This window comes from Streptomyces sp. Ag109_O5-10 (assembly GCF_900105755.1).
Classification (GTDB): domain Bacteria; phylum Actinomycetota; class Actinomycetes; order Streptomycetales; family Streptomycetaceae; genus Streptomyces.
Genome location: NZ_FNTQ01000001.1, coordinates 6964933 through 6990835, shown reverse-complemented (window position 1 = coordinate 6990835; position 25903 = coordinate 6964933). Strand labels below are relative to the sequence as shown.

Here is a 25903-nt window from a genome sequence, read left to right as displayed (position 1 = left end):
CGCGAGTAGTTGAGGAAGAAGGAAAAGCCGTGACCCAGGGGGACGGCGTCCGCGACGGGGATCTGCCGGACGATCTGACCGCGGCCGAGGCAGGTATGTGGCAGGCGTTCCGCAACGGCAGCCTGTACGACCTGAGCAGCGGCGACCTGCACGTGGACGATCCGCACGGCGGCCACCCGTGGGGGCCCGAGCGGACCGTGCGGGCCCGGATCGTGTGCTGGCTGCTGCTCGACGGGCCGCCACCGCTGGCCGGCCGGGTCTCCTCGCTGAAGCTGGCCGGCGTCCGGATCACCGGCACCCTGGACCTGGCGGGCGGCACGGTCCTGCCGTACATGGAGCTGCGCGGCTGCCGGTTCGACGACGAGATCCTGCTGCCGGAGGCGCACTTCACGACGGCGCGGTTCGTGGACTGCGCGGCGCCGCGCCTGGAGGCGGCCCGGCTGCACACGGAGGGTGACCTGCATCTGCCGCACTGCCGCTTCCTCGGCGGGGTCCGGCTGACCGACGCGCACATCGGCACCGATCTGCTGCTGAACCAGGCGGTGGTGTACCGGGACCGCAGCGGGCGGTCGATCGCGGCGGACGGCATGACCGTCGGCCAGGACCTGACGGCGGAGCTCCTGGAGACCCACGGCGAGCTCAGCCTGCGCAGCGCCAAGGTGGGCGTCTCGCTGAGCCTGCGCGGGGCGCGGCTGCGCAACCCCGACGGGCGGTTCGCGCTGAACGCGCCCCAGCTGACCGTCGGCCGGACGCTGTACCTGACCCCGGCCGGGGTGGGCGGCCCCTGGCAGAGCGGGACGACCCCGGCGCGCGGGACGCGGATCCAGCGGTTCGAGTGCCAGGGCGGGGTCCGTCTCGACGACGGGCGGTTCGGGGACGCGGTGGACCTGGAGCGGGCGCGGCTGACCTTCACGGACGACCAGGAGCTGTCGCTGCGCCGGGTGCAGGCGCCGGAGCTGCGGTTCCTCGGGGAGGAGCCGCAGCGCGGGCGGGTGGTGCTGTCCGGCGCCCGGGTCGTCAACCTGGTGGACCGCGCGACCAGCTGGCCGGGGCCCGGGCGGCTGCACATGGGCGGCTTCGGCTACGAGAACCTGGTGCCGCAGGGCCCGTTCCCGCTGACCCGGCGCCTGGACTGGGTGGCGGCGGCGACCGCCGAGTACAACCCGGAGCCGTACGAGCGCCTGGCGGCCGTGCTGCGGGCCGCCGGCGAGGACGAGGACGCGCGCGAGGTGCTGCTCGCCAAGCAGCGGCGGCGCCGCGAGACGCTGCCGCCGGCCGCCAAGCTCTGGGGGTTCGCGCAGGACCTGACGGTGGCCTACGGCTACCGTCCGGGCCGGGCGGCGGTGTGGATGGCGGTGCTGTGGGCCGCGGGCACGCTGGCGTTCGCGCACGCCCCGCATCCGCCGATGAACTCGGGCGGCCACCCGGCCTGGGACCCGGCGCTGTTCGTCCTGGACCTGCTGCTGCCGGTGATCGACCTGGGCCAGGTCGGCCAGTGGCGGCTCACCGGGGGCTGGCAGTGGGCGGCGGCGGTGATGATCCTGCTGGGCTGGATCCTGGCGACGACCGTGGCCGCGGGGGCGACGCGGCTGCTGAGGCGGGGGTGACGGCCGGTTCCTTCCGGGGCGACCGCAGGGGTGGTGTAGCTCACAGGAACCGAACAGGTGAGCAACAGTCACCTTTTACTTCTCCTTGACCGGCGACCATACAACTTTCGTGGACTTGGCCATACCGTCTGGCGCTGCCCCGACCTGCGGACTTTCAATGGTCAACGCCATGGCTTCGCTGCGCGCGCTCTTCCGTACCGCACGGAGGGCAACGAACGCTCCGCCTCTCACCGCCGGACCGCTCCCGGCCGACGAGGAGGTGTTCCTCGACGCGCCCGACGACCGGCTCGCCCCCGCGCTGGTCGCGGCCGGCCGGGGCGAGTACGAGGCGGCCGCGACGCTGCTGGCCGGCACCCGGGACGCGGCCGAGTGGGAGGAACGCGACCGGTACGTGCACCGGCTCGCCCTCTTCGCCCGCTCCCGCGCCGAGTGGCTCGGCCAGTGGGCCACGGCCGCCCCGCGCGACCCGGACCTGCTGCTGGTCCAGGCGCAGCTCGGGGTGGACCAGGCCTGGGACTCGCCCGCCCGTGCGGAGCTCCTGCGCCCGCTCAGCCCGCTGATCACGGCGGCCGCGCGCGGCGACGACCGGGACCCGGTGCCGTGGCGGATCGCCCTCGACCACGCCCGCGGCACGAACGCCGGCCACCGCTACTTCGAGGAGCTGTGGGAGGCGGCGGTCCGCCGCGCCCCGCACCACTACGGCTGCCATGTGGCGGCGCTGCGCTACCTGGGCACGTACTGGCACGGCTCGCACCGCGAGTGCTTCGACTTCGCCGACCTGGCCGCCCAGGACGCTCCGGCCGGCTCGCTCGTCCAGGCCCTCCCCGCCCGCGCCGCCTTCGCCTACCTCACCGACGGCTGCGGACCCGAGGTGCCACGGGCCCGCCTGGACGCGGCGGCCGACCGCGCGATCGCGCTCTCCACGCGGTTCCCCGCGGCCGACACCTGGCCGGCCGAGATCCGCAACAAGCTGATGTACCTGCTGGTCCGCCTGGAACGCTGGGAGGCCGCCCGCGCCCAGCTGGAACTCATCGGCCCGTACGTCACGTCCTTCCCCTGGGGCCGGCTCTCCGACGACCCGCTGGGCCATTTCGTACGCCTGCGCGCCCACCTGCTGGCCGGTGCGGAACCGCCTCCCGAGGCCGTGCTGATCCCCTCGCCGAGGGCCGCGGGGCGCCCACGGGCCGAGCACGGCGGACATGTTCCCGCCGATGACCACTAGGCTGGGGCGCCGTGACCACCGTCCGTCTCCCCCTCTTCCCGCTGAACTCGGTGCTGTTCCCGGGGCTCGTGCTGCCGCTGAACGTCTTCGAGGAGCGCTACCGCGCCATGATGCGCGACCTGCTGAAGACACCCGAGGAAGAACCGCGCCGGTTCGCCGTCGTGGCGATCCGCGACGGCCACGAGGTGGCGCCGAGCGCACCGGGCATGCCTGACCCGACGGCGCAGCCCGACCGGGGCCCGGCGGCCGGCTTCGGGCCCGACCCCCTCAAGTCCTTCCACCGGGTGGGCTGCGTGGCGGACGCGGCGACGATCCGGGAGCGGGCGAACGGCACGTTCGAGGTGCTGGCGACGGGTACGAACCGGGTGCGGCTGCTCTCCGTCGACGCGTCGGGACCGTTCCTCACGGCCGAGCTGGAGGAACTGACCGAGGAGCGGGGCGACGAGGCCGGGGCGCTGGCCGAGGGCGTCCTGCGGGCCTTCCGCCAGTACCAGAAACGCCTGGCGGGCGCGCGTGAACGCTCGCTCTCCACGGGCGTCGACCTCCCCGACGAGCCCTCCGTCGTCTCCTACCTGGTCGCCGCCGCGATGATGCACGACACCCCCACCAAGCAGCGCCTCCTCCAGGCCCCCGACACGGCGTCCCGCCTCCGCGACGAGCTGAAACTCCTTCGCTCCGAGACGGCGATCATCCGTAACCTGCCGTCACTGCCCGCGGCGGATCTGACGCGGACACCGACGAGCCTGAACTGAACCGGGGTCTTCCTGAATGCCGAAGAAATCAAAGAAACAGCAGTCCGGCGGCAGTGGCGGAACCCCGGCGACGGTGGCCCTGACCACCGCGGGCGTGGACTTCACGATCCACTCCTACGACCACGACCCCGCCCACCCGTCCTACGGCGAGGAGGCGGCGGAGGCGATGGGTGTGTCCCCCGACCGCGTCTTCAAGACCCTGGTCGCGGACGTCGACGGCGCGCTCACGGTCGCGGTCGTGCCGGTGGCAGGCAGCCTGGACCTCAAGGCCCTGGCCACGGCGGTCGGCGGCAAGCGGGCGGCGATGGCGGACCCGGCCCTGGCCGAGCGCACGACGGGCTATGTCCGCGGCGGCATCTCCCCGCTGGGCCAGCGCAGGAAGCTCCCCACGGTCCTGGACGCCTCGGCCTCGGCCCACGCCACGATCTGCGTCTCGGCGGGCCGCCGGGGCCTGGAGGTGGAGCTCGCCCCGACCGCCCTCGCGAGTCTGACGAACGCGACGCTGGCCCCGATCGGACGTGCGTGACCCCTCGACGAAGTCTCCGCACTGGGTTAAGTACGGAAGACATGTCGAAGAGGACACGCAAGAGGAAGTGGCGCCTGAAGAAGGGCCGCTCGAACCACGGTCGCCGTCCGGCATAGCCCATGGGGGCCGCGGGCGGCACACCCTTCCGGGCGCCCCGCGCCCCTGCCCCACCGCTGTCCGTGGCCCCGGCAGCCCTGCCAGACCACCTACGGGCCGCCGCGGGCTGGCCGCGCGGTTCCCCCCGCCCCTGCTCTTCTGCCGCCGACAGACCGACTGCAGGCCGTCATGGGCTGACCGCGCAGTGCCCCGCGCCCCTGCCACCTCCACAGCCGACAGACCCACCACAGGCCGTCGCGGGCTGACCGCGCAGTTCCCCCGGGCCCCTGCTCTTCTGCCGCCGACAGACCGACTGCAGGCCGTCGCGGGCTGACCGCGCAGTGCCCCGCGCCCCTGCCACCTCCACAGCCGACAGACCCACCACAGGCCGTCATGGGCTGGTCGCGCAGTTCCCCGCGCCCCTGCTCTTCTGCCGCCGACCCCCGCTTCTCAGGCACCGAACGCGCCTGCACACCCACCGCCAGCCCGTCCGGCGTTCAACGACAACGACCGGCCGACGCCACACCGCAGCCCTCCGGCGTCCAGGGACAAGGGCCGGCCGACACCACGCCCCAGCCCGCCCCACGCCCAAGGACGAAAGCCGGACAGCACCACGCCCCAGCCCGTCCGGCGGCGTTTGAGGACAAGGCCGGAGGCCTGAGCGGGGGGGGCGGGGGCGGCAGCCCCCGGGGCGGGCGGTCGAAGGGGGGTCACCCCCTGGAGGATGGGACGGGTAGGGGCGGCGGGGGCGGAAAAGTCACGCGGGTGGAGCGGCGTACGGGCCGTCCTCGTACGGGGGCTCCGGGTCCCGGGGACCGAACAGCGCCGTCAACCCGAGGTGCACCACCAACGCCGCCACCGACCACGCCAGCAACGCCCCCTTGGCCCCGAGCTTCAGCGGCGCCGGGAACGTCACCCCCTTGCCCACGGCCTTCGCGTGAGCGATCACGTCCGACTCCGGCCCCAGCCACATCCCGAGCCGCCAGGCCAGCACCGACGCCAGCAGCCCCCCGACCCCCAGCGCCACCACCAGCGGCACGCCCCCACGCCGCCGCCACAGAAACACCACCACCGCGCTCACGACCCCGAACGCCAGTGCCAGCAGCGTGAACGCGCCGTCCACCCCGGCCGCCTGCTCTCCTTCGCTGTCCTTGAGGTAGACCGCCCAGTTCTTGCCGGACTGCTCCCCCACCAGCGGTACGTGCGGCGCCAGCCACAGCCACAGCAGCCCGAGCAGCACTCCGCTCACCGCCACCACGACGGCGATCACGGCGCCTTCCCGCAGCTCGGTCTTCATCCCTGGACCGTCCTGTCCGTACTCCCCCACGCCCTCCCCGGCAGGCGGCGGAACCTGCCAGGCCTGATGCGGGGACTGGTCGTGCGGCGGCGGAGGCGGCGTCAACGGTGCGGTCACGTTGCCATCGTGCCAGGTCGGCCTGTGGGGCGCGTCACCGGACGGCGGCCCTGCGATACGCCCAGGTGGCGACGGCCAGCGAGACGACGCCCACCCCGGCGCACACCCCCAGGTCAGCGAGGACGACGGCCCAGTCCGGCCGCGCCCCGAAGGTCCGGGCGTAGGCCTCGACGCCGTACGTCGACGGCAGCAGGTCCCGCGCGAACTGGATGATCCCCGGCATCCGGTCCGGCGGCAGCACGCCGAGCAGCAGCGCCGCGGACATGCCCAGCTGTCCGAGCAGCGTGGCGAGTTCGGGACGGGGCGCCAGCAGTCCGCAGGCCGCGCCCAGCCCCGCCAGGGCCGCCCCGGCGAGCGGGACCACCGCGACGAGGATCCACAGGTTCCCGAGCGGCAGCCCGAAGAGCACGCACCCGAAGACGGCCGTGACCAGCGTCCCGGGCACGGTGAAGGAGGCGTACGCCGCGGCCGCCCCGAGCACCACCGAGGCCGGCGGCACGGGCAGCGTCGCGTAGTGGTCGAGCCCGCCGCTCGCCCGCAGCTGCCCGAAGTACTGCGCCAGCAGGTTCAGCGCCACGTAGGCGACGACGACGACCGACGAGCCCGCCACCACGGACTGGGCCTCGCCCCGCGAGTCCACCACCCCGCGCATCATGACCATGATGCCGACGGACTGGAAGGTCGCGACGAACAGCAGCGGGATCCGCGCCACCCGGGCCCGGGACAGCTGCGCGCGGTAGACGGCCACCAGCGACGGCCACAGCCGCGCCCGCGGCCCCAGCTCGGCCGCCTGCCCGCCCGGCGCCGTCTCCTCCACGGCCAGGGCACCGCCCGGCAGAACCTCAGCGGGTACGACACTCACGTCGCGCTGCTCCCTTTCCGTGCGGTACCTGCGGCCCGTACCGCTGCCGCGTCTTTCCGTACGCGCCCGGCCGCCGTCCTGTTCATCCTCGCGTCCGCCGTCACGCCTTCACCAGCCCCTGCCGGGCGGCGCCGCCCAGCGCCAGGTATACGTCCTCCAGGCTGGGCGTGGCGAGGGTGAAGTCGTCGAGGGCGGCGAAGGCGGCCCCGCCGGTCACCGTGGCGACGACGGCACGTGCCTCCTCGGGCGCGAGCCGCAGCGTCCAGCGCCGGCCGGACTCGACGGCACGCTCCCGCAGGACGGCGACCTCGGGCACGTCCAGCGGCGCCAGCTCCCGCCACACCAGCTCGACCCGCACCTCGCCGGCGACCCGCTCCTTGAGCCCGGCCGGAGTGTCGCAGGCGATGACCCGGCCCTGGTCGAGGACGGCGACCCGGTCGAGGACCGTCTCGGCCTCGATGACGTTGTGGGTGACGAGCACCACGGTGGCGCCCCGTTCGGCCCGCCGCCGGTCCACGGCGGCCCACACGGCCCGCCGGGCCACGGGGTCCATTCCGGTCGTCGGTTCGTCGAGCACGAGCAGCGGCCGCTCCCCGACCAGCGCGGCGGCGAAGCAGGCGAGCCGCCGCTGTCCGCCGGAGAGCTTCTTGAGCGCCCGCCCGGCGATCGGCGTCAGGCCCAGCTCCTCGAGGACGGCGTCGCGCTCGCGCCGCGCCTCGCGCACGTCCAGTCCGCGCAGCCGCCCGGTGGTCTCGGCCGCGAGGGACACGGTCAGCTCGTCGAGGGCGGTGGACTCCTGCCCGAGGTAGGCGAGGATCCGCGCGGCCCGCTCCGGGTGCCGCACGATGTCGTGCCCGAGGATCTCGACACTGCCCGCATCGGGCCGCAGCAGCCCGGTGAGCTGCCGCACGAGCGTCGACTTGCCGGCCCCGTTCGGCCCGAGCAGCCCGAAGATCTCCCCGCGCCTGACGTCGAGCTCCACCCCGTCGGTGGCCCGCACCTCGGGCACGGCGGGGGCACCACGCCGCCCTTTGACCGCGGCGTAGGTCTTGGTCAGCCCACGCACGGCACACACGACATCGCCCTGCCGCCGAAGTGCCCGACCCACGCCCGTACTCACAAGGAACGAGCCTACGGGGTCGCCCCCGTTTACTCGCCTTTGGGGCGCCTCAGCTTCCAAACCCCGTGAGGTGCGGCGCCCCGTCAGGGGCGCTGGGGGTACCCCGGCCGAAGGCCGGGGGAGGAACGGCGCGACAAGCCACCACCGGCAGGCACCCGCAATGACGTCCGCGGCCCCGTCACTCACTCCGCCGAGGCATGCTCCCCGGCGCCCGCCGGCACATCGAACTCTCTCCAGAACCCCGCCCGAATGGCGTACCGGTCGTTCTCGTCGATCTGGTCGTCCTTGTGCGCCAGCAACCCGAACCGCGCCGCGTACCGCAGCAGCTCCCCGTCGATCCGGTGCGGAATCCGCGGATACATCCCGGACAGCTTCTGCAGATGCATCTGGTCCCCGAGCCGTGACATCCACCGCCGGGCGAACACCTGACCGACCTCGTACGGATCGCCGCCGACGGTCGTGATGTCCTCCTCCCGGTCGGCCCACCGCTGCTCCGCGGTGGTCAGCTGCGCCAGCGTCGGCATGGAGGCCGCCTCCGCCGGCTCCGCCACCGCCCCCGGCCGGTCCACCCACCCCTTGTCGGAGGACCACCGCAGGGTGGCCGTGGTCGCCGCGGTCTGGACCGGCTGCGCGCCCGGCGCCCGCAGCGCGGCGAGGTCCTTGGGCGTCGGCACCCCCTTGGGCGCCGGCACCCGCTCCGGCGCCCCGTTCTCCACCACGCTCGCCGCGGGTGCCCGCTCCGCGTCCTCGGTCCCCGCCTCTGGGGCCGCAGCCAGCGACGACTCGGGCAGCGGCGCCGAGAGGATCGCGGCGATCTCCGGCCGCGGCACCGGCGGCGGCGCGCAGACCGCGGTCAGCTCCTTGGCCCGGACCGCCTGGGTGATCCACGCCCGGTCCAGCACCCGCCGCTCGTCGGCCTCGGCGACCAGGTCCTCGGACTGGTTGTAGTCCCCGTCGGCGGCCTGCACGGCCCACAGGTGCACGGCGACCCCGTGCTCCTTGGCGGCCATCATGCCGGGCAGCAGGTCCCCGTCGCCGGTCACGAGGACGACGTCGGAGCAGGCCCTGTTCCTGGCCAGCTCGGTCAGCTCGGCGTGCATGGCCGCGTCCACGCCCTTCTGCGCCCAGCGCCCGTCGCTGCGGGTCAGCGCGCCGAGCCGGACGGTCACCCGGGGCATCACGCGCAGCCTGCGGTGTTCCGGCTGGGGGACGCGGTCGGGGGCGCCGTCGAACCAGTAGATGCGCAGCAGTGGACGCTCGGTGTCGGACTCCGCGCGGTCGCGCAGCGCCTGGATCAGCGCGGCGTGGTCGACGGTGATGCGGGATCGGGAGGGCTCACCGGCGAGGAGACTGGCGGCGGCACCCAGCAGATACCCGGCGTCCACCAGGACGATGCAGCGGTCCACGCGACTCACCCTCTTTCCGGGAGGTTTGCTTTCGGGGCTTCCTTCGAGTCTGCCCGACCACGCGGGGGTTAACGGCCCGAACTCGATCTTCGGCGTGGCGTTTCGGGCCCTTGCTCTCCGACAAACCCTGTTACGGACGGTAATTGCCCGAAATGCGTCTGTTGTCAGCATATGTGAATCTGAATTCGGCCCCTAGATCCCCCACAGGAGGCAGATCACCATGGCCAAGAACAAGAACCGCAAGGGTGGCTCCCAGAACCGCACCCCGCAGAGCGAGCAGACCCACGAGCAGCACGGGCAGCGTACGTCGGGCGAGTCCCACGACTCGCCGGTGTCGCACATCCAGGGCAGCCCGGCGGACGTCGCCCGCAAGAAGCAGAAGAGCTTCGGCCACAACTGAGCGACCGCCCAGGTCCCCCCGGGCTGTTGAGGCCCAGGCACGCAGGAGGGGCGCACCCGTTGCGGGTGCGCCCCTTCCGCGTGCGTACCGGCCGGCGGGCCGGGAGCCGGTGCCTATCCGGCCAGGCAGGACGGGCCGAGCAGCACCTTGAGGTCGCCGAAGAGCGCCGGGTCCGGCTTCACCCGGTGCCGGTCCAGACGCAGCACGGTCGTCCTGGTCGGGCCCTGGAGCTTGATCCGGACCTCGCTGTCGCCCTTGTGGTGGCTGAGGATCTCGCCGAGGCGGCTGACCATCGGCGGGGTGACCCGGGTGGCCGGGATGGTGAGGATCACGGGCGCGTTGGTGCCGGCGTTGGAAAGGTCAGGGACGGTCAGCTCCATTCCCACCAGCCGGGGCACGTCCTCGCGCTTGTCGAGGCGGCCCTTGACGAACACCACCGCGTCCTCGACGAGTTGGGTCGAGATGAGCTGGTAGCTCGCCGGGAAGAACATGCACTCGATGGAGCCCGCCAGGTCCTCCACGGTGGCGATCGCCCAGGCGTTGCCCTGCTTGGTCATCTTGCGCTGCAGGCCGGAGATGATCCCGCCGATGGTGACCACCGCGCCGTCCGCGTGCTCGCCGCCGGTGAGCTGGGCGATACCCGCGTCGGCCTTGTCCGAGAGCACGTGCTCCAGGCCGAAGAGCGGGTGGTCGGAGACGTACAGACCGAGCATCTCCCGCTCCTGGGCGAGCAGATAGGTCTTGTCCCACTCCTCGGTGGTGAACTCGACGTCCAGACCGAAGCCGGGTTCGTCGCTCTCCTCCTCGCCCATCCCGCCGAAGAGGTCGAACTGGCCCTCGGCCTCCTTGCGCTTGACCGCGACCACGTTGTCGATCATCGAGTCGAAGTGCGCGGTGAGGCCCTTGCGGGTGTGCCCCAGGGCGTCGAAGGCACCCGCCTTGATCAGCGACTCCGTGGTGCGCTTGTTGCAGGCGACCGCCTCGACCTTGTCGAGGTAGTCGGGGAAGGAGTTGTACTTGCCCTTGGCCTTGCGGCTCCTGATGATCGACTCGACCACGTTCGTACCGACGTTGCGGACGGCTTCGAGGCCGAAGAGGATCACGTCGTCGCCCTGCGCGGCGAAGTTGTGCACCGACTCGTTGACGTTCGGCGGCAGGACCTTGATGCCCATGCGCCGGCACTCGTTGAGGTAGACGGCCGACTTGTCCTTGTCGTCCTTGACCGAGGTGAGCAGTCCGGCCATGTACTCGGCGGGGTGGTTCGCCTTGAGGTAGGCGGTCCAGTACGAGACCAGGCCGTACGCGGCGGAGTGCGCCTTGTTGAAGGCGTAGCCGGCGAACGGGACCAGCACGTCCCACAGGGCCTGGATCGCCTCGTCGCTGTAGCCGTTCTTCCGGGCACCGGCCTGGAAGATGGTGAAGTTCTTGGCCAGTTCGTCGGGCTTCTTCTTGCCCATCACGCGCCGGAGGATGTCGGCCTCGCCGAGCGAGTAGCCGGCGATGATCTGCGCGGCCTTCTGCACCTGCTCCTGGTAGACGATCAGACCGTAGGTGACCGCGAGGACCTCTTCGAGGGGCTTCTCGAGCTCCTTGTGGATCGGGGTGATCTCCTGGAGCTTGTTCTTGCGCAGCGCGTAGTTGGTGTGCGAGTCCATGCCCATCGGGCCGGGACGGTAGAGCGCCGACACGGCGGAGATGTCTTCGAAGTTGTCGGGCTTCATCAGGCGCAGCAGCGAGCGCATGGGGCCGCCGTCGAACTGGAAGACGCCCAGGGTGTCGCCGCGCTGGAGGAGTTCGAAGGTCTTCGGGTCGTCGAGCGGCAGCGACAGCAGGTCGAGGTCGATGCCCTTGTTGGACTTCACCATCTTGACGGCGTCGTCCATGATCGTCAGGTTGCGCAGGCCGAGGAAGTCCATCTTCAGCAGGCCGAGCGACTCGCACTGCGGGTAGTCCCACTGCGTGATGGTCACGCCGTCCGTGTGCCGCACCCAGATCGGGGCGTGATCGACGATGGGCTCACTGGACATGATCACGCCGGCCGCGTGCACACCCATCTGCCGCACCAGGCCCTCGACGCCCTTGGCGGTGTCGATGACCTTCTTCACGTCCGGCTCGTTCTCGTACATCCCGCGGATCTCGCCGGCCTCGTTGTACCGCGGGTGCGAGGGGTTGGTGATGCCGTCCAGGTCGATGCCCTTGCCGAGGACGTCGGCGGGCATCGCCTTGGTGAGGCGGTCGCCCATCGCGTACGGGTAGCCCAGCACGCGCGCGGAGTCCTTGATGGCGTTCTTCGCCTTGATCTTGCCGTAGGTGCCGATCATGGCGACCTTGTCGGCGCCGTACTTCTCGGTCACGTACCTGATCACCTCGACGCGCCGGCGCTCGTCGAAGTCGATGTCGACGTCGGGCATGGAGACGCGCTCGGGGTTGAGGAACCGCTCGAAGATCAGGCCGTGCGGGATCGGGTCGAGGTCGGTGATGCCCATGGCGTAGGCGACGATCGAGCCGGCCGCGGAGCCTCGGCCGGGGCCGACCGCGATGCCGTTGTTCTTCGCCCACATGATGAAGTCGGCGACCACGAGGAAGTAGCCGGGGAACCCCATCTGGATGATGACGTCCATCTCGTAGTCGGCCTGCTTCTGGCGGTCCTCGGGGATGCCGCCGGGGAAGCGGCGCTCCATGCCCCGGCGGACCTCCTCCTTGAACCAGGTGACCTCGGTGTAGCCGTCGGGGATGTCGAACTTCGGCATGAGGTCGCGCTTCTCGAACATGCCGGTGGTGTCGACCATCTCGGCGATCAGGAGGGTGTTGGCGCAGCCCTCCTGCCAGGCGTCCGAGGAGTCGACGGCGTACATCTCGTCCGTGGACTTCAGGTAGTAGCCGGTGCCGTCGAACTTGAAGCGGTCCGGGTCGGAGAGGTTCTTGCCGGTCTGGATGCACAGCAGGGCGTCGTGGGCGGCCGCCTCGTGCGCGTACGTGTAGTGCGAGTCGTTCGTCACCAGCGGCGGGATGCCGAGCTTCTTGCCGATCTCCAGGAGGCCGTCGCGGACCCGGTGCTCGATCTCGATGCCGTGGTCCATCAGCTCCAGGAAGTAGCGGTCCTTGCCGAAGATGTCCTGGTAGTCGGCGGCCGCCTTAAGCGCCTCGTCGTACTGGCCGAGGCGCAGCCGGGTCTGGAGTTCGCCGGAGGGGCAGCCGGTGGAGGCCACGATCCCCTCCGACCACTGGGAGATCGTCTCCTTGTCCATCCGGGGCCACTTCTGCAGCCAGCCCTCGGCGTACGCGTCCGAGGAGAGCCGGAAGAGATTGTGCAGCCCCGTGTTGTTCACGGCCCACATCGTCTTGTGGGTGTAACCGCCGGAACCGGAGACGTCGTCCCGCTTCTGGTGCGGCTGGCCCCACTGGATCTTGCGCTTGTTGCGCCGGGACTCGGGGGCGACGTACGCCTCGATGCCGATGATCGGGGTGACCCCGGCCTTCTTCGCGGAGTGGAAGAAGTCGTACGCCCCGTGCAGGTTGCCGTGGTCGGACATGGCGATGTGGGTCATGCCCATCTCGTTGCAGGCGTTGAACATGTCCTTGAGCCGCGCGGCACCGTCCAGGAGCGAGTACTGGGTGTGGACGTGCAGGTGCGTGAAGGGCGGCTTTGACACGGTTTCGGCCTCCGAATTGAATCAGGTGCGGCGCGAAGCGCCTCGTTGAGGGGCGGTGGTCGGGTGACGGGTGGGCAGGCGTCGACGATCTTCCGACCGGCTGCGGACAGTCTGGCGGGACAGCGGAATCCTATGCCTCGGCACTGACACCCGGCGGGCTGCCCCGCGTACCTTCATGGCGAGAAAGCGGGCACTCCCGGGGACCTTCGCACGTTGGTCCGGGCGAGAGATCCGCGCCACATGTCAGGCACCACACGCACCAGGAGGCACCCAGCGATGTCGGTCCCCCAGCTCAACGGCGAGCAGCGCGGCGAGGAGATCCTCGCCGTCTTCGACACCGCCTTCGGCGAGCTCCTGGCCGCCGACCCGGCCGCGTTCCGCGTGAAGTTCCGGAAGATGGCGGCCTCGGCCTTCGCCTTCTACCGGGGCACGGCCGCGCTCTTCTACCACGACCTGGACGCCGACCACGCCGGTCCGGGCGGCGGGCGCATATACGCCGGGCCGTACCTGGACGAGCGCACCTCGCGCGTGTGGATCCACGGCGACCTGCACGCGGAGAACTTCGGCACGTACATGGACTCCAACGGCCGCCTGGTCTTCAACGTCAACGACTTCGACGAGGCCTACGTCGGCCCGTTCACCTGGGACCTGAAGCGCTTCGCCGCCTCCGTCGCGCTCATCGGGTACGCGAAGGCGCTCAGCGACGAGCAGATCACCGAGCTGGTCGAGGTGTACGCGGACGCGTACCGCGAGCGCATCCACGCGCTGGCGACGGGGGCCAAGAGCGACGAGGTGCCGCCGTTCACCCTGGACAGCGCCGAGGGCCCGCTGCTCGGTGCGCTGCGCGCGGCCCGCTCGCTGACCCGTTTCGAGCTGCTGGACTCGATGACGGAGATCCGCGACTGGGAGCGCCGCTTCGCCTCCGGCGGCGGCTCCATCGAGCTGGACGCGGCCACCCGCTACAAGGTGCTCGCCGCCTTCGACGGCTACCTCGAGACCCTCCCCGAGTCGTCCCTCTCCCGTCCGGACTCCTACCGCGTGAAGGACGTCGTGGGCCGTCGCGGGATCGGCATCGGCTCGGCCGGCCTGCCCTCGTACAACATCCTCCTGGAGGGCGCCACGGACGCCCTCGAGAACGACGTGGTGATCTACATCAAGCAGGCCCAGACCCCGGCCGTCTCGCGGCACGTCACGGACCCCGCGATCCGGGACTACTTCCGGCACGAGGGCCACCGCACGGTGATCTCGCAGCGCGCCCTGCAGGCGCACGCCGACCCGTGGCTGGGCTGGACCGAGCTGGACGGCGCGGGCCAGCTGGTCGCCGAGGTGTCGCCGTACGCGGTGGACCTGGACTGGAGCGACATCGACGACCCGGAGGAGATCGCGGCGGTCGTCGCGGACCTCGGCCGGGCCACGGCGTCGATGCACTCGGCGGCCGACGACACCTCCGGCGAGTCCCTGGTGCCCTTCTCCACCGAGCGGGCCATCGACGCGGCGATCGCGGCCGACGAGGACGGTTTCGCGGGCCTGCTCACCGAGTTCGCGCACAGCTACGGCGCACGCGCGCGTGCCGACCACCAGATCTTCGTCGACCTGTTCCGCAACGGCCGCATTCCAGGGCTGTAACCTTCGCCGATTCTCAGGGCCCTTTTAGGGGCCCCCTACATGAGTACGTGACAGACTCTCCACCGCTATGGACATATCCGGGACCCAGCTCAGAGCCGTGCGCGCGGCGCTGTTCACGGCCTTCGTCGTGACGCTCAGCACCGCGTCGCACGTGCTGCTGTCCCGGGCCCCGCTGCCGTTCACGACGGTTGCCGCGGTCTCCGCCGGCGTGTTCGGCACGGCGTACGCGCTGGCGGGCCGCGAGCGCGGCTTCGGCCGGATCGCGGCCCTGCTGGTCCCGCTGGAGCTGGCCGCCGACACGGTCTTCACCACCGGCCAGCACGCCTGTTACGGCCGGGCGGGCGGTCCCATCGCCGGGCCGCTGCGCGCCGTCGGCTTCGACGTGCTGTGCCACGGCGGCACGGTCGGTACCCCGCTGGCCCGGATGACCGGCGGCTCCCGCGCCGCCGTGGCCCTCACGCAGGCCGACCCGACCGCCGCATGGCTGCTGCTCGCCGCGCACGTCGGCGTCGGCCTGCTGGCCGCCGCCTGGCTGCGCCGCGGCGAGCGTGCCCTCACCCAGCTGCTGCGCGCCGTCGCCGCCACCACCTTCCGCCCGCTGCTCCTCGCGGCCGCCGCGGGCACCGCCCGGCCGGCCCCGGCACGACGGCTGCCCCGCCCGGCACCCCGTCCCGCCGCGGTCCGCGACCTGCTCCTCGCACACTCCCTGGGACGGCGCGGGCCGCCGCGCTCCGGGGCGCTCGCCCTGCCCTTCGCCTGAGCGCCCCGCCCGCCCGAGCACGCCCCTCGTCCGAGCACTCCGAGTTCTCCGAGTTCTCCGAGTTCGCCATGTTCTCCGAGTTCTCCGAGTTCTCCGAGTTCTCCGAGTTCTCCGAGCACGACGAGTCCCCCACACGTATCCCGCGTACGACATGTGCGCGTCCCCTATGGAGATCACCAACATGAGCAAGCGGAACAGCGCAGCTGCCAAGAACGCGGCCCGGGAGCGGCTGCGCATCGAGCGCGAGAAGCAGGCCAAGCGCGCCAAGGTCAGGCGGCAGCTCATCGTGGCCTGCTCGGTCGTGGCCGTGCTGGCCGCGGCGGGCGGCATAGGCTACGCCGTCGTCCAGGCCAACAAGCCCAGCCACTGGGAGGCCGTGAAGGACGAGAAGGTCGTCGCCCCGGCCAACACGACGGGCCCGGACGGCACCACCGTCGTCATCGGCAAGTCCACCGCCAAGAAGACCCTCAAGGTCTACGAGGACCCGCGCTGCCCGGTGTGCGCCCAGTTCGAGCAGACCGTCGGTGACACCTTCAAGAAGGACGTCGCCGACGGCGAGTTCAAGTTCCAGTACGTCGGCGCCACGTTCATCGACAACAAGGACAACGGCGAGGGCTCCAAGAACGCCCTGAGCGCCCTGGGCGCGGCGCTGAACGTCAGCGACCAGGCCTTCCTCGACTACAAGACCGCGCTGTACTCGACGAAGTGGCACCCGGACGAGACGACCGACAAGTTCAAGGACGACAGCTACCTCATCAAGGTCGCCCAGACCGTGCCCGCGCTGAAGGACAACACGAAGTTCCAGGACGCCGTCAAGAAGGGCACCTACGACGCCTGGGCGATGGCCATGTCGAAGCAGTTCGACGACAACAAGGACGGCGTGACCGGCACGCCCGGCTTCGTCATGGACGGCAAGCAGCTCAACGGCGGCTCCCCGCTCCTGACGGTCGCCGACTTCGACAAGGTGGTGGGCGAGGCCCTCAAGGCCTGACCCGACGACCGGCCGCGCGCCTCGGCCGGCGACCACGAGAAGAAGAGCGGGCGAACTTCACCGGTTCGCCCGCTCTCGTTAATACCCGTCAGTAACCTGGTCCTTCATGACCAGTCGTTACAGAGCCGACGAGGGCTCCAACTCGCTTACTCCCCGCCGCCGTACGGTCGTCAAGGCCGCGGCGGCGACCGCTGTCCTGGCCGCACCGCTGGCCGCCGCGCTGCCGGCCCGGGCCGCCTCGGACGCGCCCGCCTTCCTGCACGGTGTCGCCTCCGGCGACCCGCTGCCCGACGGCATCCTGCTGTGGACCCGGGTGACGCCGGCCGCCGACGCGACGCCGGGCTCCGGGATCGGCCCGGACACCGAGGTCAGCTGGGTGGTCGCCACCGACAAGGCGCTGACGAACGTCGTCTCCAAGGGCTCCGTCACCGCGACCGCCGCCTCCGACCACACCGTCAAGGCGGACATCCGCGGCCTGGCCCCCGCCACCGACTACTGGTTCCGCTTCTCGGCCGGCCCCACGGACTCCCCGGTGGCGCGCACCCGTACCGCGCCCGCCACCGACGCCACCGTCTCCGGTCTGCGCTTCGGCGTGGTCTCCTGCGCCAACTGGGAGGCCGGCTACTTCGCCTCCTACCGGCACCTGGCCGCGCGGAGCGACCTCGACGCCTGGCTGCACCTCGGCGACTACATCTACGAGTACGGCACCGGCGAGTACGGCACCCGCGACACCGTGGTCCGGCAGCACGCGCCCACCCACGAGATCATCACGCTCGCCGACTACCGCATACGACACGGCAAGTACAAGACCGACACCGACCTCCAGGCCCTGCACGCCAAGGCGCCGGTCATCGCCATCTGGGACGACCACGAGTTCGCCAACGACTCCTGGTCCGGCGGTGCCGAGAACCACACCGAGGGCACCGAAGGCTCTTGGACGGCCCGTCAGGCCGCCGCCAAGCAGGCCTACTTCGAGTGGATGCCGGTCCGCCCGGCCATCGCCGGCACCACCTACCGCCGGCTGCGCTTCGGCAAGCTCGCCGACCTCTCCCTCCTCGACCTGCGCTCCTTCCGCTCCCAGCAGGTGTCCACGGGCAGCGGCTCGGTCGACGACCCGGACCGCACGATCACCGGCCGCGCCCAGCTCGACTGGCTCAAGGCCGGCCTGAAGGCCTCCGACACCACCTGGCGGCTGGTCGGCAACTCGGTGATGATCTCGCCGTTCGTCATCGGCTCGCTCTCCGCCGACCTGTTCAAGCCCCTCGCCAAGCTGCTCGGCCTGCCCCAGGACGGCCTCGCCCTCAACACCGACCAGTGGGACGGCTACACCGACGACCGCCGCGAGCTGCTGGCCCACCTGCGCTCCAACGCGATCACCAACACGGTGTTCCTCACCGGCGACATCCACATGGCCTGGGCCAACGACGTGCCCGTGGACGCCGGGACCTACCCGCTGTCCGCCTCGGCCGCCACCGAGTTCGTGGTCACCTCGGTGACCTCCGACAACCTCGACGACATCCTCAAGGTCTCCCCCGGCGTCGTCTCCACCGCCGCCGCCCCGGTCATCCAGCTGGCCAACCGCCACGTGCACTGGGTCGACACCGACCGGCACGGCTACGGCGTCCTCGACATCACGGCCGCGCGAGCGCAGATGGACTACTACGTCCTCTCCGACAAGACGAAGGCCGACGCCACCTCGTCCTGGGAGCGCTCGTACCGCACCCGCACGGGCACACAGAAGGTGGAGCGGACGTACGACCCGGTGTAGCCCCGGGGGGACACCACGTCACAGCGTGTCGAGGAAGCCGAGCGCCACCCGCCAGGTGGCCTCGGCGGCCTCCTCGTCGTAGTCCGGCAGACCGGGGTCGGTGTAGAGGTGACCGGCTCCCGGGTACCGGTAGACCTCCACGTCGGCGCCGGCCCGGCCCATCTGCAGGTACCAGGCACTCAGCCAGTCGTCCGTCTCGAAGGCGTCCGGCTCGGCCACGTGCAGTTGCACCGGCAGCTCGTCCACCGAGGCACTGGGCGCGATGTCCGAGGTGCCGTGCAGGAGCAGCAGCCCCCGCGCCCGCTCGTCGCCCAGCGCCAGCGTCTGCGCGATCGAGGCCCCCAGCGAGAACCCGGCGTACACCAGCCCGCGCTCCGAGTACGGCGCCGCCGCCAGCACGGCCCGCTTCAGCAGCTCGTCCTTGCCGATCGACTCGTTGAACTCCATGCCCTCCTCGACCGTGTCGAACGTGCGCCCGTCGAAGAGGTCCGGCGTCCAGACCTCGTGCCCGGCGGCACGCAGCCGGTCCGCGGCCTCGCGCACCGCGGGCCTGAGCCCGTAGGTCGAGTGGAAGAGCATGATGTTCATGAACCCATGGTGCCAGCCCGCCGGGTGACGCCTGTCACCCCCTTCATGTCGATCGGAATGTTCAGGATCCCGCCGAAGCGGTTACGTTCGGACCCATGGAGATGGAGAACGTACTCCGCCCGCTGATCGTGGTCGGCGGCGCCGTCGTCCTCACCCTGCTGATCGGCTGGGCGACCGACCTGCTGCTGCGCAAGGCCGACACCCGGCACAGCGAGACACCCCTGTGGGGCCTGCTGCGGCGCGGCCGCATCCCCTATCAGCTGGTGCTGTGCTCGGCCCTGCTCAGAGGCTCCTACGACCAGGCCGAGCTGATCCTGAGGCACCGGGTCGCCGTCGGCCAGATCCTGACCCTGGTGCTGATCGGGTCGGCCGCCTGGCTGGTGGTGCGGATCGCGGCGGCCGTCGTGGAGACGACCTACGACCGCTACGCCCGCGCCCACCACGACGCGGCCCGGGTCCGCCGGGTGCGCACCCAGGTGTCGCTGATCATGCGGGTGGTGACGGCGGTCGTCGGAGTGGTGGCCGTGGCGGCGATGCTGCTGACCTTCCCGGCGATGCGCGCGGCCGGTGCCTCGCTGCTGGCCTCCGCCGGAATCCTCGGCATCGTCGCCGGCGTGGCTGCCCAGTCCACCCTGGCGAACATGTTCGCCGGCCTGCAGATCGCCTTCGGTGACATGGTGCGCATCGGTGACACGGTCGTGGTCGACGGCGAGTGGGGCACGGTCGAGGAGATCACCCTGACCTTCCTGACGGTACGGACCTGGGACGAGCGCCGGATCACCATGCCGGTGTCCTACTTCACCTCCAAACCCTTCGAGAACTGGTCGCGGGGCACCCCGCAGATGACCGGGATCGTCTACTGGCACGTCGACCACTCGGCGCCGGTCGAGGCCATGCGGGACAAGCTCAAGGACATCCTGCGCGAGTGCCCCGCCTGGGACGGGCGGGCCTACGGCCTGGTCGTCACCGACTCGACGCCGAACACCATGCAGGTGCGGGCGCTGGTGACCGCCAAGGACGCGGACGACATCTGGACGGTCCGGGTGACCGTCCGCGAGCAGATGATGACCTGGCTGTGCGCGGAGCACCCGTACGCCCTGCCCCGGGTCAACACGGCCGACGCGGTCCTGCCGCCCGGCGGGATCGTGCCCTCCCAGGACGGGGCGGCCAACCGGCGCCTGCACGAGCCGCCTCGCACGGGCCGCGGCTGAGACCTCGCTCAGTGGCCGCGTTCGGCGCCGCCGTTGACCTGGACGACCTGCGAGGTGACGTGCCCGGCGGCCGGGGAGGCCAGCCAGTGCAGGGTGGCGGCGACGTCACCGGGTGTGCCGGCCCGCCCCGTGGACGTCTCGGCGACGAGCTGCTCCCGCCGGGCCTCCGCCACCGGCCCACCGAAGAAGTCGGTGTCCTCGACATACCCGGGCGCGACCACGTTCACGGTGACTCCGCGGGGGCCGAGCTGCCGGGCCAGGTCGTGGGCGTACGGGTGCAGGGCCGCCTTGGAGGCGGCGTAGGACCCGCTGCCCGAGCCCCGGAAGGCTGCTATGGAGCTGATGAACAGCACCCGGCCGCCGGGATCGGCGAGCCGGTCCCTCAGTGCCTCCGTGAGCAGCACGGCGGTCAGCGTGTTCTGCCGGAAGTTGCCGGTCCAGACGCGGGCGGCGGCGTCGAGCGGGTCACCGGTCTCCGCGTCGGCCGCGCGCGCCGCGTTCCCGCCGGCGCTGTGGACGAGCACGTCCACGGTCCCGAACTCCTCGGCGACGAAGCGCGCGACCGCGCGCACCTCCTCGGGTTCGGCCAGATCGGCGGCGTACACCTCCGCCCCGGGCACCCCCGCCTTCTCCAGCACCTCTCTGCGCCGCCCGAGCAGCAGCACCCGATCCCCGTCCCCGGCGAACACCCGCGCCGCGGCGAGCCCGATCCCGGTTCCTCCACCACTGATCACAATGTTCCGAGCCATGATCCGAGACTACGAGGGCGGAGCCGTCCGCGCCTGTGACTGTCCACAGGCGCCATGCACTTGTATGACTGCCGCAGCGCAGCGCGCCCGAAGGGCCAGGGCCGTGGGGAACTGCGCGACCGGCCAGGACGGCGCCGCAGCCGACCGACGACACACGACCGATGACGCATCACGGCACATCAGCGCCTCCAGCGGAGCGCTCAGCGCAGGCTACGCACGTCCAGGTGCCGCAGCACCCGGTCCACGATCTCCGGATCCGCCCCCGGCTCGCTGCGCGCCGCCAGCACCTCGTGCCGCGCCGCGCTCAGCATCTCCTGCTGGATCCGCCGCACCCGCTTCAGCCGCCGCATCCGCTTGTCGTGGCCCTCCCGCCGCTCGTCCTCCACCACGTCGGGGCTGATCCGGAACCCGATCTCGAAGGCGCGCCGCAGCATCTGCTCCGTCACGTCCTCCGGCAGATCCTCGACCTGCTCGATCTCCTTCAGGCGCCGCCGTGCCGCCTTCGCCGCCCGTATCCCCAGCTCCTTCTCGATCTCCTTCTCGCGGTCGGTGTCGGCCCGTACCCCCAGCCGTTTCACCAGCCAAGGCAGGGTCAGCCCCTGGAGGACCAGCGTCGCCATGATCACGCCGAAGGCGATGAAGACGATCTCGTCGCGGTCCGGGAAGGCGGAGCCGTCGTCCGTCTTCAGGGGGATGGCCAGGGCCAGCGCCACCGACGCCACCCCGCGCATCCCGGACCACCACATCACGATGGTCTCCCGCCAGCTGGTCGGGATCTCCTCGTCGTAGTCCCGCCGTCGGGCGTGCAGCCGCTTGGTCAGCCAGGTCGCCGGCAGCAGCCAGACCAGCCGCACCACGACCACCACGCCCACGATCGCGGCCGCCCAGCCGAGCAGCTCGCCCCAGCGGCCGGACGCCGTGCGGATCGCGTTGTGCAGCTCCAGGCCGATCAGCCCGAAAGCGACACCGGTGACGAGCGTGTCGACGATGTCCCAGAAGGTGTATCCGGCGAGCCGGGTCATGACGTCGTCGGCGTCGGTGGCGTACTCGGCGATGAACAGCGCCGTGGTGAGCACGGAGAGCACCCCGGAGCCGTGCAGTTCCTCGGCGAGGACGTACGAGGCGTACGGCACGATCAGGGTCAGACCGATCTGCAGGGTCGCGTCGCCGAGCACGTCCATCAGCTTGTTCGCACCCCAGCCGAGCACCAGCCCCACGACGACCGCGACCACGGCGGAGAGCAGGAAGTCCAGCGCGGCCCGCCAGGGCGAGAAGGTGCCGCTGACCACGGCGGCGATCGCCACGTGGTACAGGACGATGGCCGTGACGTCGTTGAAGAGACCCTCGCCCTCCAGGATCGACACCAGCCTGCGGGGCAGCCCGAGCTGTCCGGCGACCGCGGTCGCGGCGACCGGGTCGGGCGGGGCCACCAGCGCGCCCAGCGCGAGCGCGGCCGCGATCGGCAGTCCGGGCACGATCGTGTTGGCGACGACGGCCACACACAGCGTCGTGACGAAGACCAGGGCCACGGCGAGCAGGAAGATCGGCCGTTTGTTGGCCGTGAACTGCCGCCAGGAGGTCCGCCGCACGGCGGCGTAGAGCAGCGGCGGCAGCAGACCCGGCAGGATCAGCTCGGGCGGGATGTTCACGTTCGGCACGAAGTCGGCGACCGCGAGGACGATCCCGAACAACGTCATCAGCACGGGCGCCGGCAGTCCGAGCCGGTCCCCCACCGGAACACTGACGAGGGCCCCGAGCAGCAGCACGAACAACAGGGCCAACTGATCCACGGCCAGCGCTCCGGGTGTAGACGATCACACAGCGGGACTCCAGCGTGCCATGCCGGCTACAAAACCCTGCGCATCCCCCGGTGCGGGATGCCGGCCTCTTCGTACTCCGGGCCGTACGGCTGGTAGCCCAACCGCTCGTAGAAGCCCAGCGCGTGGGTCTGCGCGTGCAGGTCCACCGCGGTCAGGCCACGCGCGCGTGCGGCCTCCTCGATGGCCCGGACCAGGGCGACGCCGATGCCGAGACCGCGGGCCTCCGCGGCGACCGCGAGCCGGCCCAGGGAGCCGAGGGACGGGTCGCCGCCGGTCTTGGCCGCGGCCACCGCGCCGTGCAGCAGCCGGCCGGTGCCGAGGGGCACACCGTCCGCGCGGACCGCCAGGACGTGCACGGCGACGGGGTCGTAGGCGTCGTACTCCAGGTCCTCGGGGACACGCTGCTCGACCACGAAGACCTGCTTGCGCACCGCGAAGCACGCCTCCAGATCGGCCGGGTCCTCGGCGACCCGCACCGTGTACGCGCGCGTGGTCACCCGTACGTCTCCTCGCGGACCTGGTCGAGCGCCTCCTGCAGGTCGGCCGGGTAGTCGCTGGCGAACTCGACCCACTCGCCGTCCCCGGGGTGCTCGAAACCGAGCCGGACGGCGTGCAGCCACTGGCGGGTCAAACGGAGCCGCTTGGCGAGCGTCGGGTCGGCGCCGTAGGTGAGGTCGCCGACGCAGGGGTGGCGGTGGGCGGCCATGTGGACGCGGATCTGGTGGGTGCGGCCGGTCTCCAGCTTCACGTCGAGCAGGGAGGCCGCGCGGAACGCCTCGACGAGGTCGTAGTGGGTCACGGAGGGCTTGCCGTCGGCCGTGACCGCCCACTTGTAGTCGTGCTGCGGGTGGCGGCCGATCGGGGCGTCGATGGTGCCGCTGGTCGGGTCGGGGTGGCCCTGCACGAGCGTGTGGTAGCGCTTGTCGACCGTGCGCTCCTTGAACTGGCGCTTCAGCGACGTGTACGCCCGCTCCGACTTGGCGACCACCATCAGGCCGGACGTGCCGACGTCGAGGCGGTGCACGATGCCCTGGCGCTCGGCGGCGCCGGAGGTGGAGATGCGGTAGCCGGCGGCGGCGAGGCCGCCGATCACGGTCGGGCCGGTCCAGCCGGGCGAGGGGTGCGCGGCCACGCCGACCGGCTTGACGATCACGACCACGTCGTCGTCGTCGTGCACGATCTCCATGCCCTCGACGGGCTCCGCGACGATCTGCACGGGCGCGGGCGCCCCCGGCATCTCGACCTCCAGCCAGGCCCCGCCGTGCACCCGCTCGGACTTGCCGACCACCGAGCCGTCGACCTGGACCTTGCCCGCCGCGGCCAGCTCGGCCGCCTTGGTGCGGGAGAAGCCGAACATGCGGGAGATGACGGCGTCGACGCGCTCGCCCTCCAGGCCGTCGGGCACGGGCAGGGTTCGGATCTCGGGAATCGTGCTCACCCGTCGAGTATGCCGGACACCACCGACGGCTCCGTACGCAAGCCCCCGCGGGCCGCTCTGGGCCGCCGCGGGCCGCTGCGGGCCCTGCGCCCCCGTCAGTCCTTGTGGACGGTCCCGTCCGGGTCCAGGCCGCGGAAGGAGAGCAGCACGATCAGGATGCCGCCGCAGACGATCGCGGAGTCGGCCAGGTTGAACACCGCGAAGTGCTTGGGCGCGATGAAGTCGACGACCTGGCCCTCGAAGATCCCCGGCGAGCGGAAGATCCGGTCGGTGAGGTTGCCGAGCGCGCCGCCGAGCAGCAGGCCGAGCGCGACCGCCCAGGGGAAGCTGTACAGCTTGCGCGCCAGCCGGAAGATCACGACGATCACCGCCGCCGCGATCAGCGTGAAGATGATCGTGAAGGCGCCGCCGAATCCGAAGGCCGCGCCCGGGTTGCGGATCGCGTGGAACTCCAGCCAGTCGCCGACGACCTCGATCGGGGCGTGGTGCTCCAGCTTCGCGACCACGATCATCTTGCTGACCAGGTCGAGGGCGTACGCGAAGGCGGCCACCGCGAACAGCACGGCGATCCGGCGCCCGCGGCCGGGCCGCTGGTCCGCGGTGGACTGCTGATCCGCACCGGACGCGCCGGGCGGCACCGTCCGCTCGCCGCCGTCGTCCGGGGTGCCCGGCGTACCGATGATGCGTTCCGCCTCTGCCACGTGAGTCCCTCAACCTAGGTGCCTGCCTCGGGACGAGACTACGGCACGCCCCGGGGGACCCCGATGCTCAGTAGCGGCGTTCCTGCTTCTGCTTGCACTCCACGCACAGGGTGGCCCGTGGGAAGGCCTGCATCCGCGCCTTGCCGATGGGGTTTCCGCAGTTCTCGCAGAGACCGTAGGTGCCCGCGTCGAGCTTCTGCAGGGCGCGCTCGGTCTGTTCGAGCATCTCGCGCGCGTTGGCGGCCAGCGCCAGTTCGTGCTCGCGGGTGATGTTCTTGGTGCCGGTGTCGGCCTGGTCGTCACCCGCGCCGTCCCCGGAGTCCCGCATCAGTCCGGCCAGGGCGCTCTCCGACGCGTCGAGCTCGGCACGCAGCCGCATCGCCTCGGTCGTCAGCTCGGTGCGCGCCTCCTCGACCTCCTCCGGCGTCCACGGGTCCTCGCCGGCACGCACCGCGAGTTCGCCCGGAGCCGCCGCGGCGATCCGCGCCTTGGGGACGGCGGTGTCCGCCGCCGTGGCCGTGCCAGGAGTCTTCTTCGCAACCACCGTCGTGGCTCCCGTCTGCTTCGCGGCCCGCGCCGCGCCCGCTTTCTTGGCCGTGCTCTTCTTCTTGGCCGTGCTCTTCGCCACCGCGGTCTTCGTCGCCGCGGCCCTGGACGCGCTCTGCTCCGCCTTCGCCGACTTCGCCCCGTCGGCCTTCTTCGCGACGGCCTTCTTCGCGGCCGTCCTCCTCACGGGTGCCTTCTTCGCGTCCTCTTTCCCGGCGGAAGCCATTCCATCCGGCGTTTTCCTGGAAGGAGCCGCCGCTCTCGTGCGCGTGCCCCGCCTTCCGCGGTCCTCTTCGGTGTCGCCGCCGGAGGCGGCCGCGCCCCTGGACCGGCCGGACGCCGGCTGCTGTACGGCGGTCTTCTTCGCCACCATGGCCGCAGCCCCTTCACATATTGTGATTTTGCACGCGAATCGTGCTCGGACGATAAATCGACTCGAGTCCCGCGGCAACGGGGCACGCCGCCCGATCCGCCTGCCCCGCACCCCCCACGCAGCAGGTATGCATGCGTTGTGCCCAGCTCCCCGCCCGGTAATCCGTCGAGCAGGACATCCCAGGATGCGAACACGCGTACCCCGCCATTCGGGTCATCTCGGCAGTCGGGCCGCCGCGCCCCGGCGGGCTCCGGAAAACGGGTCGGCCGCTGTC

The 25903-nt window shown here is 71.6% G+C and carries 22 protein-coding genes; 10 read left to right on the top strand and 12 right to left on the bottom strand.

Annotated elements, in window-relative coordinates; translation table 11 throughout:
• Positions 1 to 29 precede the first annotated feature (29 nt).
• From BLW82_RS31865 to ybaK, 4 genes are all read left to right on the top strand, one after another.
• Positions 30 to 1607: an oxidoreductase gene (locus tag BLW82_RS31865; protein WP_093504259.1), complete on the top strand. Its 1578-nt coding sequence runs from the start codon at positions 30 to 32 to the stop codon at positions 1605 to 1607.
• A 157-nt stretch (positions 1608 to 1764) separates the two neighbouring features.
• Positions 1765 to 2829: a hypothetical protein gene (locus BLW82_RS31860; protein WP_093504257.1), complete on the top strand. Its 1065-nt coding sequence runs from the start codon at positions 1765 to 1767 to the stop codon at positions 2827 to 2829.
• A gap of 11 nt (positions 2830 to 2840) precedes the next feature.
• A complete protein-coding gene (locus tag BLW82_RS31855; RefSeq protein WP_093504255.1) occupies positions 2841 to 3581 on the top strand; it encodes an LON peptidase substrate-binding domain-containing protein in 741 nt (246 codons plus the stop codon).
• 16 nt (positions 3582 to 3597) lie between these two features.
• Positions 3598 to 4107: a Cys-tRNA(Pro) deacylase gene (gene ybaK, locus BLW82_RS31850; RefSeq protein ID WP_093504253.1), complete on the top strand. Its 510-nt coding sequence runs from the start codon at positions 3598 to 3600 to the stop codon at positions 4105 to 4107.
• A gap of 853 nt (positions 4108 to 4960) precedes the next feature.
• Here ybaK and BLW82_RS31845 read toward each other — a convergent pair.
• From BLW82_RS31845 to BLW82_RS31830, 4 genes are all read right to left on the bottom strand, one after another.
• Positions 4961 to 5617, bottom strand: a complete 657-nt coding sequence (locus tag BLW82_RS31845; RefSeq protein ID WP_093504251.1) for a DUF2567 domain-containing protein — start codon at positions 5615 to 5617, stop codon at positions 4961 to 4963.
• 34 nt (positions 5618 to 5651) lie between these two features.
• Positions 5652 to 6479: an ABC transporter permease gene (locus BLW82_RS31840; RefSeq protein WP_093504249.1), complete on the bottom strand. Its 828-nt coding sequence runs from the start codon at positions 6477 to 6479 to the stop codon at positions 5652 to 5654.
• Positions 6480 to 6579: 100 nt separating this feature from the next.
• Positions 6580 to 7554, bottom strand: coding sequence for an ABC transporter ATP-binding protein (locus BLW82_RS31835; RefSeq protein WP_093504247.1), 975 nt, complete (start codon positions 7552 to 7554; stop codon positions 6580 to 6582).
• Between the two features lie 227 nt (positions 7555 to 7781).
• A complete protein-coding gene (locus BLW82_RS31830) occupies positions 7782 to 9005 on the bottom strand; it encodes an NYN domain-containing protein (protein ID WP_093504245.1) in 1224 nt (407 codons plus the stop codon).
• A gap of 220 nt (positions 9006 to 9225) precedes the next feature.
• Between BLW82_RS31830 and BLW82_RS31825 the strand changes: the two genes are divergently transcribed.
• The gene (locus BLW82_RS31825) at positions 9226 to 9405 is read left to right on the top strand and encodes a hypothetical protein (RefSeq protein ID WP_093504243.1); all 180 of its coding nucleotides are present in this window, start codon (positions 9226 to 9228) and stop codon (positions 9403 to 9405) included.
• A 113-nt stretch (positions 9406 to 9518) separates the two neighbouring features.
• Here BLW82_RS31825 and dnaE read toward each other — a convergent pair whose 3' ends face one another.
• Positions 9519 to 13058 carry a DNA polymerase III subunit alpha gene (gene dnaE / locus BLW82_RS31820; protein ID WP_093504241.1) on the bottom strand — a complete coding sequence of 1180 codons (3540 nt, stop codon included), beginning with the start codon at positions 13056 to 13058 and terminating at the stop codon, positions 9519 to 9521.
• A gap of 276 nt (positions 13059 to 13334) precedes the next feature.
• Between dnaE and BLW82_RS31815 the strand changes: the two genes are divergently transcribed.
• From BLW82_RS31815 to BLW82_RS31800, 4 genes are all read left to right on the top strand, one after another.
• A complete protein-coding gene (locus tag BLW82_RS31815; RefSeq protein WP_093504239.1) occupies positions 13335 to 14684 on the top strand; it encodes a DUF2252 domain-containing protein in 1350 nt (449 codons plus the stop codon).
• Positions 14685 to 14751: 67 nt separating this feature from the next.
• Positions 14752 to 15444, top strand: a complete 693-nt coding sequence (locus BLW82_RS31810; protein WP_093504237.1) for a hypothetical protein — start codon at positions 14752 to 14754, stop codon at positions 15442 to 15444.
• A 181-nt stretch (positions 15445 to 15625) separates the two neighbouring features.
• Positions 15626 to 16435 carry a thioredoxin domain-containing protein gene (locus BLW82_RS31805; protein WP_093508390.1) on the top strand — a complete coding sequence of 270 codons (810 nt, stop codon included), beginning with the start codon at positions 15626 to 15628 and terminating at the stop codon, positions 16433 to 16435.
• Positions 16436 to 16541: 106 nt separating this feature from the next.
• A complete protein-coding gene (locus BLW82_RS31800) occupies positions 16542 to 18203 on the top strand; it encodes an alkaline phosphatase D family protein (RefSeq protein WP_093504201.1) in 1662 nt (553 codons plus the stop codon).
• An 18-nt stretch (positions 18204 to 18221) separates the two neighbouring features.
• Here the strand turns inward: BLW82_RS31800 and BLW82_RS31795 are convergent, their stop codons facing one another.
• Positions 18222 to 18791 carry a dienelactone hydrolase family protein gene (locus BLW82_RS31795; RefSeq protein WP_093504120.1) on the bottom strand — a complete coding sequence of 190 codons (570 nt, stop codon included), beginning with the start codon at positions 18789 to 18791 and terminating at the stop codon, positions 18222 to 18224.
• 101 nt (positions 18792 to 18892) lie between these two features.
• Between BLW82_RS31795 and BLW82_RS31790 the strand changes: the two genes are divergently transcribed.
• A complete protein-coding gene (locus BLW82_RS31790; RefSeq protein WP_093508389.1) occupies positions 18893 to 20002 on the top strand; it encodes a mechanosensitive ion channel family protein in 1110 nt (369 codons plus the stop codon).
• Between the two features lie 8 nt (positions 20003 to 20010).
• Here the strand turns inward: BLW82_RS31790 and BLW82_RS31785 are convergent, their stop codons facing one another.
• The 6 genes from BLW82_RS31785 to BLW82_RS31760 all read right to left on the bottom strand — a co-directional run bounded on the left by BLW82_RS31785 (position 20011) and on the right by BLW82_RS31760 (position 25629).
• The gene (locus BLW82_RS31785) at positions 20011 to 20751 is read right to left on the bottom strand and encodes an SDR family NAD(P)-dependent oxidoreductase (protein WP_093504118.1); all 741 of its coding nucleotides are present in this window, start codon (positions 20749 to 20751) and stop codon (positions 20011 to 20013) included.
• Between the two features lie 200 nt (positions 20752 to 20951).
• Positions 20952 to 22541: a Na+/H+ antiporter gene (locus tag BLW82_RS31780; RefSeq protein ID WP_093504116.1), complete on the bottom strand. Its 1590-nt coding sequence runs from the start codon at positions 22539 to 22541 to the stop codon at positions 20952 to 20954.
• Between the two features lie 56 nt (positions 22542 to 22597).
• Positions 22598 to 23068 (bottom strand): GNAT family N-acetyltransferase, encoded by a 471-nt coding sequence (locus tag BLW82_RS31775; protein ID WP_093504114.1) that lies wholly within the window; start codon positions 23066 to 23068, stop codon positions 22598 to 22600.
• The gene (locus tag BLW82_RS31770; RefSeq protein WP_093504112.1) at positions 23065 to 24009 is read right to left on the bottom strand and encodes an RluA family pseudouridine synthase; all 945 of its coding nucleotides are present in this window, start codon (positions 24007 to 24009) and stop codon (positions 23065 to 23067) included. Before BLW82_RS31770 ends, BLW82_RS31775 begins: the two co-directional genes overlap by 4 nt.
• Positions 24010 to 24104: 95 nt before the next feature.
• Positions 24105 to 24710, bottom strand: a complete 606-nt coding sequence (lspA, locus tag BLW82_RS31765) for a signal peptidase II (protein WP_093504110.1) — start codon at positions 24708 to 24710, stop codon at positions 24105 to 24107.
• Positions 24711 to 24777: 67 nt separating this feature from the next.
• Positions 24778 to 25629 (bottom strand): TraR/DksA family transcriptional regulator, encoded by an 852-nt coding sequence (locus tag BLW82_RS31760; protein WP_177233141.1) that lies wholly within the window; start codon positions 25627 to 25629, stop codon positions 24778 to 24780.
• Positions 25630 to 25903: the final 274 nt, after the last annotated feature.

Excerpts from the sequence above, each read along its gene's own strand:
- BLW82_RS31800 (WP_093504201.1), top strand. The coding sequence starts at position 16,542 with ATGACCAGTCGTTACAGAGCCGACGAGGGCTCCAACTCGCTTACTCCC.
- ybaK (WP_093504253.1), top strand. The coding sequence starts at position 3,598 with ATGCCGAAGAAATCAAAGAAACAGCAGTCCGGCGGCAGTGGCGGAACC.
- BLW82_RS31785 (WP_093504118.1), bottom strand. The coding sequence starts at position 20,751 with ATGGCTCGGAACATTGTGATCAGTGGTGGAGGAACCGGGATCGGGCTC.
- BLW82_RS31805 (WP_093508390.1), top strand. The coding sequence starts at position 15,626 with ATGAGCAAGCGGAACAGCGCAGCTGCCAAGAACGCGGCCCGGGAGCGG.
- BLW82_RS31860 (WP_093504257.1), top strand. The coding sequence starts at position 1,765 with ATGGTCAACGCCATGGCTTCGCTGCGCGCGCTCTTCCGTACCGCACGG.
- BLW82_RS31825 (WP_093504243.1), top strand. The coding sequence starts at position 9,226 with ATGGCCAAGAACAAGAACCGCAAGGGTGGCTCCCAGAACCGCACCCCG.
- BLW82_RS31795 (WP_093504120.1), bottom strand. The coding sequence starts at position 18,791 with ATGAACATCATGCTCTTCCACTCGACCTACGGGCTCAGGCCCGCGGTG.
- BLW82_RS31760 (WP_177233141.1), bottom strand. The coding sequence starts at position 25,629 with ATGGTGGCGAAGAAGACCGCCGTACAGCAGCCGGCGTCCGGCCGGTCC.
- BLW82_RS31810 (WP_093504237.1), top strand. The coding sequence starts at position 14,752 with ATGGACATATCCGGGACCCAGCTCAGAGCCGTGCGCGCGGCGCTGTTC.
- BLW82_RS31790 (WP_093508389.1), top strand. The coding sequence starts at position 18,893 with ATGGAGAACGTACTCCGCCCGCTGATCGTGGTCGGCGGCGCCGTCGTC.
- BLW82_RS31815 (WP_093504239.1), top strand. The coding sequence starts at position 13,335 with ATGTCGGTCCCCCAGCTCAACGGCGAGCAGCGCGGCGAGGAGATCCTC.